This is a genomic window from Paenibacillus sp. FSL K6-4396 (assembly GCF_038002525.1).
GTDB classification, from domain to species: Bacteria; Bacillota; Bacilli; order Paenibacillales; family Paenibacillaceae; genus Paenibacillus; species Paenibacillus amylolyticus_B.
The window spans coordinates 6358915-6377122 of sequence record NZ_JBBOCR010000001.1 but is presented as its reverse complement, the minus strand read 5'-3'; the positions used below and the strand labels follow the sequence as shown (position 1 = coordinate 6377122).

Annotated in this window: 16 protein-coding genes; 14 read left to right on the top strand and 2 right to left on the bottom strand. The window is 48.0% G+C overall.

Features of this window, described 5'->3' with window-relative positions; all coding sequences use genetic code 11:
• Positions 1 to 251 precede the first annotated feature (251 nt).
• The 8 genes from argC to argH all read left to right on the top strand — a co-directional run bounded on the left by argC (position 252) and on the right by argH (position 9560).
• Entirely contained in the window at positions 252 to 1301 is a 1050-nt protein-coding gene (argC, locus tag MHB85_RS27980) for an N-acetyl-gamma-glutamyl-phosphate reductase (RefSeq protein WP_341074017.1), read from the top strand.
• Between the two features lie 131 nt (positions 1302 to 1432).
• On the top strand, positions 1433 to 2671 hold the full coding sequence (argJ, locus tag MHB85_RS27975; RefSeq protein ID WP_341074016.1) for a bifunctional glutamate N-acetyltransferase/amino-acid acetyltransferase ArgJ: 1239 nt from the start codon (positions 1433 to 1435) through the stop codon (positions 2669 to 2671).
• Positions 2672 to 2992: 321 nt separating this feature from the next.
• Complete coding sequence (argB, locus tag MHB85_RS27970; RefSeq protein WP_341074014.1) at positions 2993 to 3832, top strand: acetylglutamate kinase; 840 nt, start codon at positions 2993 to 2995, stop codon at positions 3830 to 3832.
• Between the two features lie 406 nt (positions 3833 to 4238).
• Positions 4239 to 5492, top strand: a complete 1254-nt coding sequence (locus tag MHB85_RS27965) for an aspartate aminotransferase family protein (protein WP_341074013.1) — start codon at positions 4239 to 4241, stop codon at positions 5490 to 5492.
• Positions 5493 to 5573: 81 nt separating this feature from the next.
• Entirely contained in the window at positions 5574 to 5729 is a 156-nt protein-coding gene (locus MHB85_RS27960) for a hypothetical protein (RefSeq protein ID WP_192135073.1), read from the top strand.
• Positions 5692 to 6657, top strand: a complete 966-nt coding sequence (gene argF, locus MHB85_RS27955; RefSeq protein ID WP_091013055.1) for an ornithine carbamoyltransferase — start codon at positions 5692 to 5694, stop codon at positions 6655 to 6657. The genes MHB85_RS27960 and argF overlap by 38 nt, the downstream gene beginning before the upstream one ends.
• 157 nt (positions 6658 to 6814) lie before the next feature.
• On the top strand, positions 6815 to 8050 hold the full coding sequence (locus MHB85_RS27950) for an argininosuccinate synthase (protein ID WP_017692004.1): 1236 nt from the start codon (positions 6815 to 6817) through the stop codon (positions 8048 to 8050).
• A 106-nt stretch (positions 8051 to 8156) separates the two neighbouring features.
• Positions 8157 to 9560: an argininosuccinate lyase gene (gene argH / locus MHB85_RS27945; protein WP_253509308.1), complete on the top strand. Its 1404-nt coding sequence runs from the start codon at positions 8157 to 8159 to the stop codon at positions 9558 to 9560.
• A 207-nt stretch (positions 9561 to 9767) separates the two neighbouring features.
• Here argH and MHB85_RS27940 read toward each other — a convergent pair whose 3' ends face one another.
• Complete coding sequence (locus MHB85_RS27940; protein WP_341074011.1) at positions 9768 to 10556, bottom strand: alpha/beta hydrolase; 789 nt, start codon at positions 10554 to 10556, stop codon at positions 9768 to 9770.
• A gap of 274 nt (positions 10557 to 10830) precedes the next feature.
• On the opposite strand from MHB85_RS27940, the gene MHB85_RS27935 reads away from it, so the two are divergent.
• From MHB85_RS27935 to MHB85_RS27920, 4 genes are all read left to right on the top strand, one after another.
• Positions 10831 to 11454, top strand: coding sequence for a YhbD family protein (locus MHB85_RS27935; RefSeq protein ID WP_036612427.1), 624 nt, complete (start codon positions 10831 to 10833; stop codon positions 11452 to 11454).
• Between the two features lie 14 nt (positions 11455 to 11468).
• Positions 11469 to 12197, top strand: a complete 729-nt coding sequence (locus MHB85_RS27930) for a polymer-forming cytoskeletal protein (protein ID WP_341074010.1) — start codon at positions 11469 to 11471, stop codon at positions 12195 to 12197.
• A gap of 34 nt (positions 12198 to 12231) precedes the next feature.
• The gene (locus tag MHB85_RS27925) at positions 12232 to 12915 is read left to right on the top strand and encodes a hypothetical protein (protein ID WP_341074009.1); all 684 of its coding nucleotides are present in this window, start codon (positions 12232 to 12234) and stop codon (positions 12913 to 12915) included.
• A gap of 72 nt (positions 12916 to 12987) precedes the next feature.
• Positions 12988 to 14541, top strand: a complete 1554-nt coding sequence (locus tag MHB85_RS27920; RefSeq protein WP_338588675.1) for an MDR family MFS transporter — start codon at positions 12988 to 12990, stop codon at positions 14539 to 14541.
• A 209-nt stretch (positions 14542 to 14750) separates the two neighbouring features.
• On the opposite strand, the gene MHB85_RS27915 is transcribed toward MHB85_RS27920, so the two are convergent.
• On the bottom strand, positions 14751 to 16184 hold the full coding sequence (locus tag MHB85_RS27915; protein ID WP_341074008.1) for a VanW family protein: 1434 nt from the start codon (positions 16182 to 16184) through the stop codon (positions 14751 to 14753).
• A 254-nt stretch (positions 16185 to 16438) separates the two neighbouring features.
• Between MHB85_RS27915 and ftsE the strand changes: the two genes are divergently transcribed.
• Together ftsE and ftsX are read left to right on the top strand one after the other, a co-directional pair.
• A complete protein-coding gene (gene ftsE / locus MHB85_RS27910) occupies positions 16439 to 17125 on the top strand; it encodes a cell division ATP-binding protein FtsE (protein WP_024631580.1) in 687 nt (228 codons plus the stop codon).
• Positions 17115 to 18032 carry a permease-like cell division protein FtsX gene (gene ftsX / locus MHB85_RS27905; protein WP_091013078.1) on the top strand — a complete coding sequence of 306 codons (918 nt, stop codon included), beginning with the start codon at positions 17115 to 17117 and terminating at the stop codon, positions 18030 to 18032. The genes ftsE and ftsX overlap by 11 nt, the downstream gene beginning before the upstream one ends.
• Positions 18033 to 18208: the final 176 nt, after the last annotated feature.

Genomic DNA, 18208 nt, shown 5'->3' with positions numbered 1-18208 from the left:
CCTGATTGTAATGTTTCCTACTAATACGTATTTTAACAGATGTATACCTATTCGTCTCGGATGTTAAAAAAGATATGTTCGGATTGGATGGAAATCCATGTGAAATTGATGATAGAGTGTTGTATTTATATAACCAGAGTCGTATAATAATACACAAATATGCATATAAGCGACGGAATTGCTGTGTTCAAGTATCCTTCAGGCAAGGACATAGCACAAGTAGCGCATACATCGAGATTGGGGGAGCGAGAGTGAATAACAAATTAAAAGTAGCAATCGTCGGTTCCACCGGCTACGGCGGGGTGGAGCTGATTCGTTTTTTCCAGAACCATCCCTTGGTTGAAATCACATCGGTGATCTCATCATCGAGCAGTGGTGAGTCCATCGCAGATGGATTTCCGCATTTGACAGGCGTGATTCACAGGCCACTCGACGGTGTAGATCCGGCTGAAATTGCGAGTCGTGCGGATCTGGTATTCACAGCGACCCCGTCCGGCGTAAGTGCTAAGCTCGTACCAAGCCTGCTGGCAGCAGGACTTAAGGTGATTGACCTGTCTGGCGATTTCAGACTTAAGGATGGAACAGTGTACGAAGAGTGGTACAAACATCCGGCGCCTCCAGCTGATTTGCTGGAACAAGCGGTATACGGCATGGCTGAGGTGTATGGCGAAGAAGTGAAGGGACAGAATTTTATATCCAACCCAGGTTGTTATCCAACGGCTACACTTCTTGGACTGGTCCCTGCAGTAGAGGCAGGCTGGATTGATCCTTCAACTATTATTATTGATGCCAAATCGGGCGTATCTGGAGCAGGACGCGGAACAAGTCTGACAAATCATTATGCAGAGATGAATGAGAATCTCAAAGCCTATAAACTGAATAAACATCAACATATTCCCGAGATCGAACAAGTGCTTGGCAGTATAACGGGAACGCCTGTAACGGTTACCTTTACAACACATCTGGTGCCAATGACACGTGGAATTATGAGTACGATGTATGCAAACCTCGTTGGGGAACACAGCGACCGGGAGATCGTGGATTTGTACCGCAAATATTATGAGAACCGACCTTTCGTACGTGTACGTGAACCGGGCATCTGGCCTTCTACCAAAGAAGTGTACGGATCCAACTATTGTGATATCGGATTTGCGGTGGATCCTCGCACAGGGCGTTTGACGATTATTTCGGTTATCGACAACCTGGTGAAGGGTGCTTCCGGGCAAGCGATTCAAAATATGAACCTGATGATGGGATGGGAGGAGAACCTCGGGCTGAACATGACACCGGTATATCCATAAGGGATTGGAATTCAGGAGGAGCACTGGGACATTCAGTGTAAAGTGTTTTCTCGGAGTCACTTAGGGAGAACGGATCGGGTTAAGCAGGCGGAATCATCAGCATATAGCTGAACGCATACGGGGGATATGATATGGGAACGAATGTGGAGCAACAGACTTTTACCGTGGTTGAGAACGGAACAATTGTAACCCCTGGGGGATTCACTGCTGGTGGACTTCACTGCGGATTGAAAAAGACATCTCGCAATGACATCGGAGCGATCCGCTGTGATGTACCGGCTACAGCTGCTGCTGTATACACAACGAACGTGTTTCAGGCGGCACCACTCAAAGTAACGCGCGAAAGCTTGAGCAATGGACGCCTTCAGGCTGTTATCGTTAACAGTGGTAATGCAAATGCATGTACAGGGCAACAAGGGGAAGAAGATGCTTATGCGATGCGCTCGGCCGCTGCGCGTGAGTTGGGTGTGGCAGAAGAGGACGTTGCAGTGGCCTCCACAGGTGTCATTGGGGAATTGCTCAAAATGGATGCTGTACATTCAGGCATCACCGGACTTCCAGCGCATATGGGCAAGGAGTCGAATGAGGCGGAACAATTTTCACAAGCGATTCTGACAACGGATTTGGTGAAAAAGGAAGCTTGCGTCTCCGTTCTGGTTAACGGCAAAACGGTTACGATTGCGGGTGCCGCCAAAGGCTCGGGGATGATTCATCCGAATATGGCGACGATGCTCGCTTTTATGACCTCTGACGCGGTCATTGGTGCAGAAGCGTTGCAGCGCCTGCTGCGCCAGGCAACCAATCACACATTTAACATGATTACCGTCGATGGCGATACAAGTACAAACGACATGCTGGTAGCTATGTCCAGCGGATATGCAGGCAATGAAGAGCTGACCACAGAGCACCCGGATTGGGACGCTTTTGCAGCTGGATTCACCTATGTATGCCAAGTACTGGCCAAAGCCATTGCTCGCGATGGCGAAGGAGCAACCAAACTGGTCGAGGTAGAAGTTACAGGAGCAGTAAGTGATGAGTCCGCGCAAGCAATCGCCAAAACTGTCATCGGTTCGAGTCTTGTGAAATCAGCCATGTTTGGCGCAGACGCCAACTGGGGACGGATTATTGCAGCCGTAGGGCGTGCAGGACAGCCAGTGAACCCGGATACGGTGGATATTCGTTTGGGAGATATTTCGGTACTTGCGCAGTCCCGCCCAGTCGTGTTTGACGAAGAAGCAGCATTAGCGTATTTGCAGACCGATACAGTTCGCATTGTGGTAGATCTGCACCACGGCGAAGGAACAGCAACAGCCTGGGGCTGTGACCTGACGTATGACTACGTCCGAATTAACGCCGCATACCGAACGTAATAAGCCTTAGCATTTATTCTATTGAAGCTAACAGCTTCCCTATGAGAAGCTGTATGGTAAATATATAGAAAATCTATAAGGATTGAACTTTATTTGGTCTTTGAGATAACTGGCGAAGGCAGTGGAGAAGACGGAATCGATTCTGTAGAAGCGAAGCGTTCGCCTTTGTCTCCGGGTTTCCCCTTTATAAAGGGAATCAAAAAACCTGGAGACAACAGCGATCAAAAGAACGATCCGGATTCGAAACGGTCAGCCACCGAATATCTCTTCAATATAAGTGTTAAGCCTTTTAGAATATTTGAACGAAAGGAGCTTGCCCTCATGAATTCAACAATGCCAAACGAGAGTACCGCAACGGAAGCGAGCACAGAGAAACAGATGTTTGTCATGAAATGTGGAGGTAGCACGCTGGCGGCATTGCCCGAGTCTTTCTTTGCGGATCTGCGTGATTTGCAGTCTCAGGGCACACAGCCGGTAATCGTGCATGGTGGAGGTCCTGCGATCTCAGATAACCTGGCGAAGCTTGGTATCGAAACCGAATTTGTTAACGGCCTGCGCAAAACGACTGAACCTGTGCTGGACGTAGTGGAGATGGTGCTTGCAGGCAGTATCAACAAACAGATCGTGCGTCTGATTCAACGTGTGGGCGGCCGTGCACTAGGCTTGTCCGGCGTCGATGGAGGTCTGATTCAGGCGAAGTCCGTATCGAACCACGCAGAGATCGGTTGGGTAGGCGATGTCACTGGTGTGAACGCAGAGATTATCCAAGGCATCGTGAACATGGGTTACATGCCAGTTATTGCACCAGTTGGCGTAGATGCAACTGGACAACGCTACAACATCAACGCAGATACAGCTGCGGGTGCAGTGGCGTCTCATCTCGGCGTAAGTCGGATGATTGTCGTGACCGACGTTCCAGGCATCATGAAGAACGTAGGCGGCGAGAAAAAAGTATTGCCATCCGTATCTGTACAAGAGATTGAGGACATGATCCAGACCGGAGAAATCTATGGCGGCATGATTCCCAAAGTGCGTGCAGCTATCGCATGTATCCATGGCCAAGTACGTGAGGTCGTCATCGTAGACGGCAGCGAACCTCAAATCCTGAGCCGAGTGCTCAGCGGAGAAATCATCGGAACAAGAATCATCCGTATGCAATAATTTGCTCGATACGCTAGGGTCTTAATAGTCTTATTTAAATAAAAAAATATGTGCACGGCTTTTTAATATAAGAAATCTAATATTACACTCACATATCGTAGGGTGCAGAACCAATCTGAAGAATAAAAATGCATAACGGAGAGGACAGAAATAACCTGAAGAAGCGGAGCTAAAAGCTTTCTGAAAGAAAGCTACTTCGTAAGCATCATCTCGCCTTTATCACAGGATTTACCCCATTGAAGGGGAATAAAAAAAATCCGGGGATAACAGCGATCGGAAGGTTGTTCTGTCATCGAAGTGGAAGTATGCATACGTTCGAAAGATAGTTCTGCAATCGGGTGGTCTAGTGTAAATCAGGTTTCTTATATAATTGCTCGTGCACCAACCAATAAGGAGTGATATGGTCATGGCAAAAGGCAACGAACAGCCAGGTTCTGGCACAGCGGTAGCGGGCGCAACAGCAACAGGTGCAGCCGCACAGACGGAAAGCTCGCTTTTCCAAACGTATGCGCGTTATCCAATCAGTCTGGTCAAAGGTAAAGGCAGCTGGTTGTGGGATGACCAGGGCAACCGTTATCTCGATTTTATGTGCGGACTCGCTGTAACTAGCCTGGGCCATGCACCGGAGAAAGTTGGAGCCAAGCTGAAAGCTCAGATTGATGAGCTGTGGCATGTATCCAACCTGTTCCAGATTCCAGGCCAGGAGAAGGCAGCAGCATTGCTGACAGCCAATACATGTGCTGACGCAGTGTTTTTCTGTAACAGTGGTGCCGAAGCGAACGAAGCAGCTATTAAAGTAGCACGTCGTTATCACCAAAAGGTGAAGGGTACAGATCGCTATGAAGTGATCACATTTGCCCAGTCCTTCCATGGACGGACACTCGCTACACTGACAGCAACCGGACAGGATAAGGTGAAAGAAGGATTTTTGCCATTGCCAGCCGGATTTGTAACTGTACCTTTGCATGATATCCCTGCCCTTGAAGCGGCAATTGGACCCAACACAGCAGCTATTATGCTGGAAATGGTTCAGGCCGAGGGTGGTGTATATCCGGTCGAACCTGAATTCGTCCAACATGTACGGAAATTGTGTGACGAGCATGGGTTGCTGTTGATTGTTGATGAAGTACAAACAGGAATGGGACGTACGGGGAAACTGTTTGCGCACGAACATTATGGCATTGAGCCAGACGTGTTCACCGTTGCCAAAGGTATCGGCAGTGGTTTCCCTGTAGGCGCAATGCTGGGTAAAGGTTTCCTGCGGGATGCGTTCACGCCAGGTAGCCATGCGACAACATTTGGCGGAACACCACTTGCTTCATCCGTTGTGATAGCAACAATCGAAACAATGCTGGAAGATCGCTTGCCAGAGCGCGCAGCGGAGATGGGCGAATACCTGATGAGCTCCCTGCGGAATCGTTTGGTGGGTAATTCCTTTGTGAAGGAAGTTCGTGGCTTGGGATTGTTGGTCGGCATCGAATGTGCTGAGTCGGTAGGTGATATTGTACTTGCTGGGCAAAAACGCGGGATTTTGTTTGTCTCTGCAGGACCGAATGTGATCCGTTTGCTTCCGAACCTGTATGTGAGCAAAGAAGAGATCGACGAGGCCGTATCGCTGGTAGCCACATTGATCGAAGAGCACGTAGCGGCGAAAGCCTAACATAAAAATGAGAACCTTTCTGTCTCGGGGCCATTACCGGCCTCGAAGCAGAACGAGATGATGAATCCCTGTAGCCGCGCGGTGAACTCGCAGAAGGTGGAAATGAATACATTTGAGAAGCACGAAGCCAAAGTGTCAATGTTGCTCTCTCTTCTGCCCATGCGGGTGCAGGGAACCGGAAATAAGGAGGACATTATAGATGACAGCACAACAGACGGAAAAGATTCAGAAGATTGATCTGAGAGGCCGGGATTTTATCGAATTCACGGACTACACGGCAGAGGAGATTCGTTATCTGCTTGATCTCGCGATCGAGATTAAAGGCAAGCAAAAAAACGGTGTACCTTTTCAACCGTTGAAGGGTAAAACGATCGGACTTATTTTTGAAAAATCATCCACACGTACGCGTGTATCCTTTGAAGTGGGCATGTTCCAATTGGGCGGACACGCACTCTTCCTGAGCAAAAATGATATCCAGCTGGGTCGCGGGGAAACAACACATGATACAGCCAAAGTGTTGTCCCGTTACCTGGACGGCATCATGATCCGTACCTTTGGACACCATAATGTAACTGAACTGGCAGAGCATGCGGATGTTCCGGTTATTAACGGCCTGAGCGATGCAGCGCATCCTTGTCAGGTTCTGGCAGACTTCCAAACGGTGCTGGAACACAAAGGCAAGCTCGCAGGTCTGAAAATGGCTTACATCGGAGATGGCAACAACATGGCACATTCCCTGATGCTCGGAGCAGCGAAGATGGGTATGCATGTTGCTGTAGCAACGCCAGAAGGTTATGAGCCGGATAGCGCAGTTGTGGAGCAGGCACGCATTATCGCACAAGAGAGCGGTTCTGAAGTGACTGTAACCTACAGTGCACAAGAAGCAGCCAAAGATGCAGATATCGTGTATACGGATGTATGGGCTAGCATGGGCTTTGAGGAAGAGCAGAAGATTCGTGAGCAGGCATTTGCGGCATATCAAGTGGACGAGGAACTGATGAAAGGCGCGAAGCCGGACTACATGTTCTTGCATTGTCTGCCAGCACACCGCGGCGAAGAAGTGAGTGCCGGTGTAATTGACGGGCCAAACTCCCTGATCTTTGATCAGGCGGAGAATCGCTTGCATGCACAGAAAGCGTTAATGGCTGCGTTAATGAGCGAATAGATGCTGTTTGCCTTTATGGGTTGATTTTAGGCGCAGATTTCGCGATGATAGATTCATCTATAATGTACTTTAAAAAGTTAGTTAAACAAGAAGTTCGTAGGATTCAGTGTATGAAGGCTCTGTTTAACTTAACTGATCTTGGGGAGGACCATTGAACATGGCTAAGGAAAAAATCGTACTCGCGTATTCAGGCGGGTTGGACACATCTGTAATTTTGAAATGGTTGAAAGAAACATATGATGCTGAGATTATCGCTTTCACTGCGGATATCGGACAAAAGGATGAATTGGATGGCTTGGAGGAAAAAGCACTGGCAACAGGCGCTTCCAAAGTATACATTGACGATCTACGCGATGAATTCGCAAAAGATTTCATCTATCCGATGTTCCAGGCAGGTGCCCTCTATGAAGGACAATACCTGCTTGGCACAAGTATTGCTCGTCCACTGATCGCTAAACGTATGGTGGATATCGCTCGTGCAGAAGGCGCTACAGCCATCGCTCACGGCGCTACGGGTAAAGGAAATGACCAAGTTCGTTTTGAGCTGAACGCGGCTGCGCTGACACCCGACATTAACGTCATTGCACCTTGGCGTCTGGAAGAATTCCGCAACCAGTTCCCGGGACGCGCCGAGATGATTGCTTACGCTGAAAAACATGGCATTCCGGTAACCGCATCTGCGGCTAAACCATACTCCACAGACCGTAACTTGCTGCATATCAGCTATGAGAGCGGTGTGCTCGAAGATCCTTGGTTCGATCCAAGCGCGGACGAGAACAAAGACATGTTCCTGCTGAGCAGTGCACCTGAAGATGCACCAGATCAAGCGGAATATGTTGAACTGGAATTCGAACAAGGTGACTGTGTTGCACTGAACGGTGAGCGCCTGAGCCCGCTGCAAGTGATGGAGCAACTGAACGAGCTGGGTGGCAAACATGGTATTGGCCGTGTAGATATGGTTGAAAACCGTTTTGTTGGTATGAAGAGCCGTGGCGTATACGAAACACCAGGTGGAACAATCTTGTTCACAGCACATCGCAAAATGGAATCCATCACGATGGACCGTGAAGTGATGAACCTGCGTGATAGCCTGATCACACGTTACAGCACACTCGTTTACAACGGCTTCTGGTTCGCACCGGAACGTCTGGCGCTGCAAGCACTGGTGACTGAAAGCCAGAAGAACGTTACAGGTACAGTTCGTGTGAAACTCTACAAAGGCAACATCATCGGCGCAGGTGTTAAAAGTCCTGTCAGTCTCTACAATCCGGACATCGCAACGATGGAAGCTGATCCAACGCAAGCCTACGATCAAGGTGATGCAACAGGCTTTATCCGCCTGAATGCACTTCGTTTGAAAGTAAACTCCGGCGTGGAGCAAAACAAAAACTAATTTCAACCTGCATACTAGAGCTACATCAATATAAATGACAAGGCAGGCCGTTCTTGCACATCTGGCAGGAGCGGCTTTGTCCATGAGCGAAAGGGGAGTACTCACCGTGAGCAAGCTGTGGGGAGGACGTTTTACAAAACAAACCAATCATTTGGTTGAGGAATATACGGCATCGATCAATTTTGACAAAGCTTTGGCTGAGGAAGATATTCAAGGAAGTCTGGCTCATGTAACGATGCTGGGCAAATGCGGCATTCTGCCAGCGGAAGATGTGGAGACCATCAAAGAAGGTCTGATCACCGTTCTGCACAAAATCCGTGCGGGCGAAGTGGAATTCTCCGTATCGGACGAAGACATCCACATGAATATTGAGAAAAACCTGATCGAAACGATCGGCCCTGTAGGCGGAAAATTACATACAGGCCGTAGCCGGAACGATCAAGTTGCAACGGATATGCACTTGTACCTGCGTGAGCGCGTCGTTGGATTTGTAGGCATGCTGCATTCCTTGCAGGAAGCACTGATCGGACAAGCGAAAGATAACCTCGATACAATTGTACCGGGTTATACGCATCTTCAACGGGCACAGCCGATTCTGTTCGCACATCACCTGATGGCATATGTATCCATGTTCCAACGGGATGCGGAGCGTCTGATGGACAGCTACAAACGCATTAACATCCTGCCACTGGGCGCAGGTGCGCTCGCGGGCACAACATTCCCGATTGACCGTCATTTTGTCGCGGAACAACTGGGCTTTGATGGCGTGTACGAGAACAGTCTGGACGCAGTAAGTGACCGTGACTTTATCGTTGAGTTCTTGGCGGCGGCTTCGCTGATCATGACTCACTTGTCCCGTCTGAGCGAAGAGTTGGTACTGTGGAGCAGCACGGAGTTTGGGTTCGTTGAGCTGGATGATGCGTTCTGCACAGGCAGCAGCATTATGCCTCAGAAGAAAAACCCAGACGTTCCTGAACTTGTTCGTGGTAAAACAGGACGTGTGTACGGCAACCTGATCGGTTTACTGACGGTACTGAAATCTCTTCCACTGGCATACAACAAAGACATGCAGGAAGACAAAGAAGGCATGTTTGATACAGTAGCGACGCTGGAGGGTGCACTGCAACTGTTTGCTCCAATGATCGCGACAATGACAGTGAACAAGGATCGGATGCGTCAAGCGGTCAACCAGGATTTCTCCAACGCTACAGATATTGCTGACTTCCTCGTGGGCGAAGGCTTGCCTTTCCGTCAGGCGCATGAAGTGATTGGTAAAACGGTGCTGTACTGCATCCAGAACAGCAAGTATTTGCTGGATCTGACACTTGATGAATTCCGTCAGTTCTCACCACTGTTTGATGACCGGATCTATGATGTGCTGCAACCGGAAGCGGTTGTGAACGCTCGTAATGTTTACGGCGGAACAGCTTCGGGTCAAGTTGCTGAAGCGATTGGACGCAGTGAGAAGGTACTGGAGATCACCGAGCAATGGATTACGAACCGCGGTTAATACCACTCCTACTATAAGAGGTACCCTTACAGATACAACAGTACAACAAAGAAGCAGGCCAGAGAACTTGTTCTCAACGGCCTGCTTCTTTGTGTTTTACAGCGATGTGCTCTAGATATATTGAACTCAACCGCGAACGGAAGGTAGGTTGTTCTACTATCGTAGTACCAGTTTAGTTACTCACGGTAGCTCCATTGTAATTCTCCACTAATCGCGCTTTTGTAAAGGCAACCATTTCAATACATCCTGAATCTTGGCATCCCAGTAGCCCCACTCATGTTCACCAGGCTCTTCCTCGTACGTCAGTTCGAAGTTCGTCTGTTCACAGGCTTGACGGAAGGTTTGATTATCCTCATACAGGAAATCTTCCGTTCCGCAGCATTGGTAGAGCAAAGGTCGAGGACTTTCGCTAGATTGGCTTTCTTTTAACAGATGGATCAGATCGTTCTCTGTACCTGCCACCTGTGGTCCGAAAATACGTTGTAACTCCGTCTGTTGCAATGCTGAGGACGCGTTTCTATCCATATGTGCAGACATATCGAGTGCTCCAGACAAACTGGCAGCAGCCGCATATTGATCTGGTTTACGAAGGGCCAGCTTGAACGCCCCATAGCCACCCATGGATAATCCGGCAACGAAATTGTCCTCCCGTTGGTCTGAGAGCGGGAAGAAAGAACGAGCAAGTGCCGGGAGTTCTTCACTGATAAAGCTCCAATAACGTCCGCCTTCTACCATATCTGTATAGAAGCTGCGGTGTACCTGTGGCATAACAACGGCGATCCCGAGGTTGGCCACATAACGTTCGATGGAAGTCCGGCGCAGCCAGATGGAATCATCATCAGACAGACCGTGCAACAGGTACAGGGTTGGGTGCAGTCCTTTGCCAGTCACATTCTCCATACCGATCTGATTGTGGGTTTGTTGCGGCAGAATGACATGCATGCTGGTGCTAAGCCCGAGCGTATCCGAGTAAAAATCACATTTAATAAGTGCCATGAGTATAAGAAACCCCTTTCATAAGTTCGTTAACCACGTGTTCTGACATGAGACGATGGGATGAAAATCGGATGCCTGAGCCTCCAAAGTGTTTATATGTAACAGGTTATACGCATTACTCCTCCATTGCAATAACAATATCTACAGTAGAAAACAAAGAATTTCACACCAGTGGTTAAAATGGGAGTATGTAATCAGATCATCGATTTTTAAGTATAGTTTACAACGTAACAATGTTATGTTACACTCATTTCAATAAAAAGGGGGACCATATATGACGGATGATTTGATCTCCAAGAAAGAATTGTTGGACCTGACAGGAATCTCATACGGCCAGTTATACCGTTGGAAGCGGAAAAATCTCATTCCGGAAGAATGGTTCATTCGGAAGTCGTCCTACACCGGACAAGAAACCTTTTTTCCCAAACAACAGATTTTACTGCGCATTGACAAGATTCTCAATATGAAAGACGGATTATCGCTGGATGAGCTGGCAGACGTGTTTTCACCTACGTTGGGTGAAGTAGAGATGTCTGCACAGCAACTATTAGAGCGAAACATTGTTTCACAGATCTCGCTGGATCTGTTAAAAGAAGCAGGTCGAGAACAACCGCTGTATGCTTTGGAGCAGATTATGATGCTCTACGTCCTTGATAAGCTGTTAATGAGCGGAGATATTACTCGGCAAGAGGGTGCGTTGCTGATCGAAGTGATGTCCGAACATTATTATCGTTTTACTGGCAAACCCAGCGAACTCGTGCTTATTCGTAAGATGGGTGTTCCTTCATTCATGCTGGTAACAGCAGGAACGGAGTTTTATTTTGACAATGGTGTGAAAGTGGTTCTTAGGCAGCCGATGGGAACATTTATGGAAGAATTAAAACTCAAATTGGGATAAGGAGAGGATCATCTATGGAAGAGCGGAATAAGCGGAATGATCTGAATGTGGCGGGCATAAGTCAAACGGCAGGCGGGAATTTTCACCGTGTATCTATCGATGGCATGGCTAAGGTGAACGGCAACCTGGACTGCACCTCTATGGAAGTGAATGGAACATTGAAGATGCACGGCGCTTTGACCTCCGAGAGTGTAGCGATTAACGGCATGTGCACGTTGAATGGACCTCTGACCAGTTCTCGTGTCCGGGTGGATGGCATGACGACGATTAACGGAGATCTCCATAGCCCTGAACTTGAAGTGAACGGAAAGTGTACCGTACGTGGAAGAGTAGATGGGGAACGAATTGATATTGGCGGTGTGATCGATATTGAAGGGGATGTCCAATGTGAGACCCTGAATGTACGGGGCAATATTAAGATCAGCGGCTTACTGAATGCGGGAACAGTGGAGATCAGGCTGCATACATCTTCTTCGGCTAAAGAGATTGGCGGAGAGCGTATCGATATTCGTCGCAAGGAACAACAGAATGGCTTTTGGAAAAGTATTGGTCTGGGCGGGACCCCTTCATTTAAGACATCCTTAATTGAGGGTGATGAGATTGTGCTGGAAGATACCGAAGCTGACATTGTTCGGGGGAGTAACATTTTTATCGGTCGCGGCTGTAACATCAGACTGGTTGAGTATTCAGGTGAACTTGAGGTAGATCAGGATGCCAAGGTGGGCAGCAGTCAGCGAATTTAAAGTTTGGATATGGAGAGAAAGGGATGGGATCGACATGAATAACAATCATGGGCGTTCATTGGACAAAAAAATGGATATCAGCATCGTTGGTGATGGCAGTTCTTCTGGTGGCGTGTACGGCAAGATCAAGGTTGTAGGGGACGCGTCCTTTAACGACAATCTATCTTGTGATCGATTCAAATGTACGGGTACATCGGTCATATACGGATCACTTGAATCCACAGATATTAAAATTACCGGAACCCTTACTCTCGCAGAGCAAGAGGCCAGCAACGATGTTAAGGATGGAATCCAGGCATCTGGCCTGCATGCCAAAGCTGAGCATATAAAAGTGGTAGGTGAACTTCATCTGTCAGGGGATTGTCAGGCAGAAAATATCAAGCTGAACGGGCGTTTGACGATAGCGGGGATGCTCAGCGCTGAACACATGACGCTCAAAATCATGGGTCCATCCGAGGTCAAGGAAATGGGTGGTTCCATCATCTCGGTGAAGAGTGGCCGGTTGAATGACTTGTTTACGGGGAATAAATCAATTCTCAAGGCACAGATTATCGAAGGTGATGATATTGAATTAGAGAATACGGAGGCCGAGATTGTCCGTGGCGATAAAATAAAAAACGGTCCTGGCTGCCGGATTGGTACAGTGGAATACCGTTCATCTCTGCAAATTCATCCGCAATCGGAAGTTTTGCTGCAAAGCAATCGGTCCTTGGACTGATTAACGCAGACTTCTTTTCGGATATACTAATGCAGTCATATGAATAGAGCGTGAATGGAGAGATTGAGTACAATGGTTGCACGTAAAAACAGTATTGGATTGGTGCTGGCAGGGTTACTGCTCAGCATATTAATGGCTTCGATGGATAATACCATCGTGGCAACAGCTATGGGGGATATTGTCGGGAAGCTGGGTGGGCTCGACAAGTTCGTCTGGGTTACCTCCGCGTACATGGTGGCTGAGATGGCAGGGATGCCGATCTTTGGTAAGCTATCCGATATGTATGGACGGAAGAAGTTTTTTGTATTTGGTATTATTGTGTTTATGCTTGGCTCAGCGCTGTGCGGAACGGCAACGTCTATTGTGGAATTGACGATGTACAGAGCGATTCAAGGTATTGGAGCGGGGGCCCTGGTGCCGATTGCTTTTACGATCATGTTTGATGTCGTTGCACCAGAATCTCGTGGTAAATTGGGTGGATTGTTTGGAGCCGTCTTTGGCCTCTCCAGCGTATTCGGACCTCTGCTCGGTGCTTACATTACCCAGTATGCGACATGGGAATGGGTATTCTATATCAACCTGCCGCTAGGCTTGATTGCATTTGTGTTTATTGCGTTCTTCTATAAAGAATCCCATCAGCATCAATCCCAACAGATCGACTGGCTGGGTGCTGTAACACTGATCGGTGCTGTTGTGTGCCTGATCTTTGGTCTGGAACTTGGTGGCAAAACATTTGCCTGGGGTTCGTGGCAGATTCTTGGCTTGTTTGCCGGATTTGTAGCATTAGCCCTGCTCTTCCTTTTTGCAGAAACCAAAGCCAAAGAACCAATCATCTCCTTCAGCATGTTCCGCAACCGGGTCTACTGGTCCAGTAACGTTATTGGTATGTTCAGTGGTGCGGCGTTCATTACAGCATCCGTGTACATTCCGATCTTCATACAGGGGGTACTCGGTGGTAAAGCGACCAACTCCGGTCTTGTGCTTCTGCCCATGATGCTTGGGTCCGTTGTGACGGCGTCCCTAGGCGGGGTGTTGATGACCAAAATCAAGTATCGTAATATCATGATTCCTACGTTAGCCTTGCTTGTCATTGGACTTGGATTGTTGACTACACTGGATGAGAATTCATCCCTTTGGACGATACGTATCTACATGGTGATGGTTGGTCTGGGTGTCGGTGCTTCGTTCTCCGTACTTAGCAATGCAGCCATGAACGCATTTGAACCGCAAAGACGCGGAGCAGCAAGCTCCACACTTAACTTTTTGCGGTCCCTCGGTATGACGATGGGCATTACGATCTTTGGTATCGTACAGAGCCAGGTATTTACGCGTAAAATGAATGATGCTCTCGCTGGTTCAGCTGCGGAAGCAGGCGGTGCTTCTGCGGGTGGCGTGCCGCAGGGAGTGGATCTGACCGATCCACATGCGCTGCTCTCACCAGAACTCAGACAGGCGATTCCGCCTCAGGTGCTGGATACCATCACACATGCCCTGTCCTCTTCCATCGTGCAGTTATTTGCCTGGGCTGTAATTCCGGCTGCACTCGCGTTGGTCGCTTCCTTCTTCATGGGAAAAGAGAAGATGGTTGTAGGCGAAGAGCAAGGCGAATACACCGGCGGTCACTAAACCGTAATGCAGTAAACTAACTATAAGTTAAGGTAGTACAGCTGAAGCTTGGTAAAACTCGAATAACATATCTTAAACCATGAAAAGACACACTTCTCGCGTATCCTTAAAAGGGACGGGAAGTGTGTCTTTTTGTTTTCGTAGGATCAGTTTATCCTAGAATGCATGAATTACGGATTGAACTCTTTTGGCTGCTTCAGAAAAGGAGCCTAAGGCTGTTTCGTATCGCTAATCCCGTCCTCGACCACAGAAGGTTCTTGTGGATCTGGCAAGCTGCTATGACCTGAGCGGGCAATTAGACGATTCTGAGCTTTGTACGTGTCCCGTGTAATCGTTTTGGATTCGACCACTTTGCCGTCCAGCCTCTTGGTTCTTACCGTCTCCACAATATATCCAGGCTGTCCGTCTTGCAGCACCTGCTGTGCACCATCAGGCAGTACAGTACTGGACACATACTTTACCGGAACACTTAATGTTTCAATGGTGCGAGATTCAAGTGCATAGCTGACATTCTCCGGGAATGTGCCGAAAAATTTCACCATCAATTGATGGTTCTTCACCTCTGCATGAATGAGTAAGGATTTTCCTGTATTGTTCTTGAAGCGAAAATTGATGGCTCCCGAGGCAAAGGTGGCATCCAGTCCTTTGGGCAAATATTTGACCGGCAGGGAATGGTTGCGACGCTCAATAATATCAAGACCCGTCAACAGTGCTGCATTATACACCGTACTGGATACCTGGCAGATTCCCCCGCCAATTCCGGGGGTGAGTCTTCCATTAACAATGACCGGGGCCTCACGAAACCCATACTCCTTTTCAGCTTGACGGACGACCTTCTCATAATCGAATGTAGCATCCGGTGGTAAAATCATGCCGTTAATCGCTTCCGCCGCTGCGCTGACATTATGTATCCGGCCTTCACTACTATTGCCCAGACCCGTGGAGAACTGGATGATCTTTCGGTCAATGCCTTCCTGGCGCAGCGAATCAAGAGTTACTTCAGGTTTCAGTGTGTAAAGTGGTACCTGGATCAGCAATGGGGCGGGTTTCTCATCCGGGTTGAGTACACTGAAATCTCGGTGCAGCTTCGTCTGAATGAGACTTGTGAGTGTATTCCAATCAATCCGGCGGACGCCCTTTTCCGGGATATACTGGACTTTGTCACTTGTGGTAATGCGGCGAACAGCGTCCGCAGGTGTACCGAAGGTTTCTTTTTCCCAGGCAGGGCTGAGATGTTCTTGGAGTGGTCTTGAGTTATAGGTCATATCGAGAGAGAACTCTTTCGGAAAATGATAACGTGCATAAGCGCGTTCCCACAGGTTACCTTCCTCCAGCTGCTGTATTGCGGACTCCAAGCTGTTAACGTTGTAACTCACCCCCACCTGAGCTGCGGTATACGACATCGTCTGGGGGTTGGGTTCAGTCACTTCAAAGGTGACAGGCCAGTCCTCCAGCTTTTGGATCTGTTCATCCAATTCATGCAATACGTCCTTGCGATTCTTCCCCTCTACCAGCATGCCGCCAACATGGACATCTTTGGGCAGGGCAGGTTGATTCACGTACATATACAGCAATCCATAAGACGCGGAGCCGATCAAGAGGATGGAGAATAGAACAATGACCGTCAAATGTATTTTTTTCATAACCGTACGCTCCTTTATACTTCGGTTGTTCCCGACTTTGTAACACTTTCTATATATATGATCCAATGCAGGAAAACTTTCGGGTACTCAATAGGTAACAAATTTGTTACAATAAACTTCATATGAATCCATGCTTCACCATTGAAACAGGAACGAAGTGGATTTTTCCCTGATGAAATTCAGGTCTTTTTAAAGGAAATGCCGGGATTGTGTCGAAATGATAATGGCTAACTATGCGAGCAGGAAGTGATGATGTGATAGAAATGCAGGACGTGTGGAAGACCTACGCCAATGGGACCCACGCATTACAAGGGGTGTCGGTGAAGATCGACCGCAATGAATTTGTCTATATCGTCGGTCCGTCCGGCGCAGGTAAATCGACATTTATGAAATTGATGTACAGAGAAGAAGTTCCGACAAAAGGACAAATATCCATTAACGGATTTAATATTGGTAAGTTGAAGCCAAGAAAGATTCCTTATGTGCGTCGTAACATCGGCGTGGTGTTCCAGGATTTTCGTCTGCTGCCACGGATGACAGCATTTGAGAATGTGGCATTTGCGATGGAAGTTATTGAAGCGCCGAAGCGTCATATCAAAAAACGGGTGATGGAAGTGCTCGACTTGGTGGGACTGCGCAGTAAGGCGAATCGTGAACCTTCACAGCTCTCGGGTGGAGAACAGCAACGTATTGCCATTGCACGGGCTATCGTCAATAACCCGTCGGTTATTATCGCGGACGAGCCTACAGGGAACCTCGATCCGGAGACGTCATGGGGGATTATGCAACTGCTGGATGAGATTAATTTCCGTGGGACAACCATTGTTATGGCGACCCACAACAAAGATATCGTAAACACGATGCGTAAACGGGTAATCGCCATTGAACGTGGACAGATTGTACGGGATCAGATGAGAGGGGAATACGGTTATGAATTTTAGTACTCTCTTGCGCCATCTGCGGGAGGGATTCAAAAACGTATTCCGCAACGGCTGGATGTCTGTGGCCTCCATCATGTCCATCATTGTGTCGCTATTGATTCTTGGTGTGTTTATGCTACTGGTGCTCAATGTGAACTCCATGGCGAATCAGGTTGATAGCCAAGTGGAGATCAGCACGTTCCTCGAGCTGAATGTGGACGAGAACCTGCGTAACACACTGGAGCAAGAAATCAGCGCGATGCCTGAAGTAAGTGAGATTCGTTTTGTTTCCAAGGAAGAAGGACTCAAGGAGTTCCGTGAGCGTCTTGGAGAGAGTGCAGATAACGTGCTTAGCGGTTTCGATGTGGATAACAACCCACTGCCGGAGACCATTGAAGTTGAGGTCATTGAACCGGAAACCGTCACTTTTGTGGCGCAAAAAATCGAAGCTTTGAACGAAAAACACCCTGAGAAGCCGATCATGAAAGTGAACTACGGCAAGGAAACGGTGGAAGTGTTGTTCAAATTTACGAAACTTGTTCGTAACATCGGATTTATTTTTGTCGGGGGACTGGGTCTCATGTCCATGTTCCTGATCTCGAATACGATTCGCGTAACGATTCTGGCACGTCGCCGGGAGATCGGAATTATGAAGCTTGTTGGCGCAACCAATACCTTTATTCGCTGGCCTTTCTTTATTGAAGGTGCACTCATTGGATTTATTGGATCGGTCATTACGGTTGGGGTGCTGTTTGTTGGATACAGCCAGTTGATGAAGACGATTGGTCAGGATGTCTTCATGCAGATGCTTAACTTGATTCCGCTCGGCGAAATCTGGTTGCTGTTTGGAACACTGTTGATTGGACTCGGTGTGCTGGTAGGTATTTTGGGAAGTACACTGTCCATTCGGAAATCACTCAATGTTTAATTTTGTTTCAACGGTCGAATTGCAGAATATGTCGAAAAGAATGGTAAAGCAGGTTCATTAATGGACGCTGTTTGACGATATGTAGGAAAGACGGAGTCTTTTAAGATTGAAGAAAGCAAAGAACATGCTGTTCACCACCTGTGCAGGTTGCTTTCTTGTGAAATCATAGGATGGGG

Bases quoted from the DNA above. Each gene is read 5' to 3' on its own strand.
- argJ (WP_341074016.1), top strand. From the start codon at position 1,433: ATGGGAACGAATGTGGAGCAACAGACTTTTACCGTGGTTGAGAACGGA.
- argB (WP_341074014.1), top strand. From the start codon at position 2,993: ATGAATTCAACAATGCCAAACGAGAGTACCGCAACGGAAGCGAGCACA.
- MHB85_RS27965 (WP_341074013.1), top strand. From the start codon at position 4,239: ATGGCAAAAGGCAACGAACAGCCAGGTTCTGGCACAGCGGTAGCGGGC.
- argF (WP_091013055.1), top strand. From the start codon at position 5,692: ATGACAGCACAACAGACGGAAAAGATTCAGAAGATTGATCTGAGAGGC.
- MHB85_RS27950 (WP_017692004.1), top strand. From the start codon at position 6,815: ATGGCTAAGGAAAAAATCGTACTCGCGTATTCAGGCGGGTTGGACACA.
- MHB85_RS27940 (WP_341074011.1), bottom strand. From the start codon at position 10,556: ATGGCACTTATTAAATGTGATTTTTACTCGGATACGCTCGGGCTTAGC.
- MHB85_RS27935 (WP_036612427.1), top strand. From the start codon at position 10,831: ATGACGGATGATTTGATCTCCAAGAAAGAATTGTTGGACCTGACAGGA.
- MHB85_RS27930 (WP_341074010.1), top strand. From the start codon at position 11,469: ATGGAAGAGCGGAATAAGCGGAATGATCTGAATGTGGCGGGCATAAGT.
- MHB85_RS27925 (WP_341074009.1), top strand. From the start codon at position 12,232: ATGAATAACAATCATGGGCGTTCATTGGACAAAAAAATGGATATCAGC.
- MHB85_RS27920 (WP_338588675.1), top strand. From the start codon at position 12,988: ATGGTTGCACGTAAAAACAGTATTGGATTGGTGCTGGCAGGGTTACTG.
- MHB85_RS27915 (WP_341074008.1), bottom strand. From the start codon at position 16,184: ATGAAAAAAATACATTTGACGGTCATTGTTCTATTCTCCATCCTCTTG.
- ftsX (WP_091013078.1), top strand. From the start codon at position 17,115: ATGAATTTTAGTACTCTCTTGCGCCATCTGCGGGAGGGATTCAAAAAC.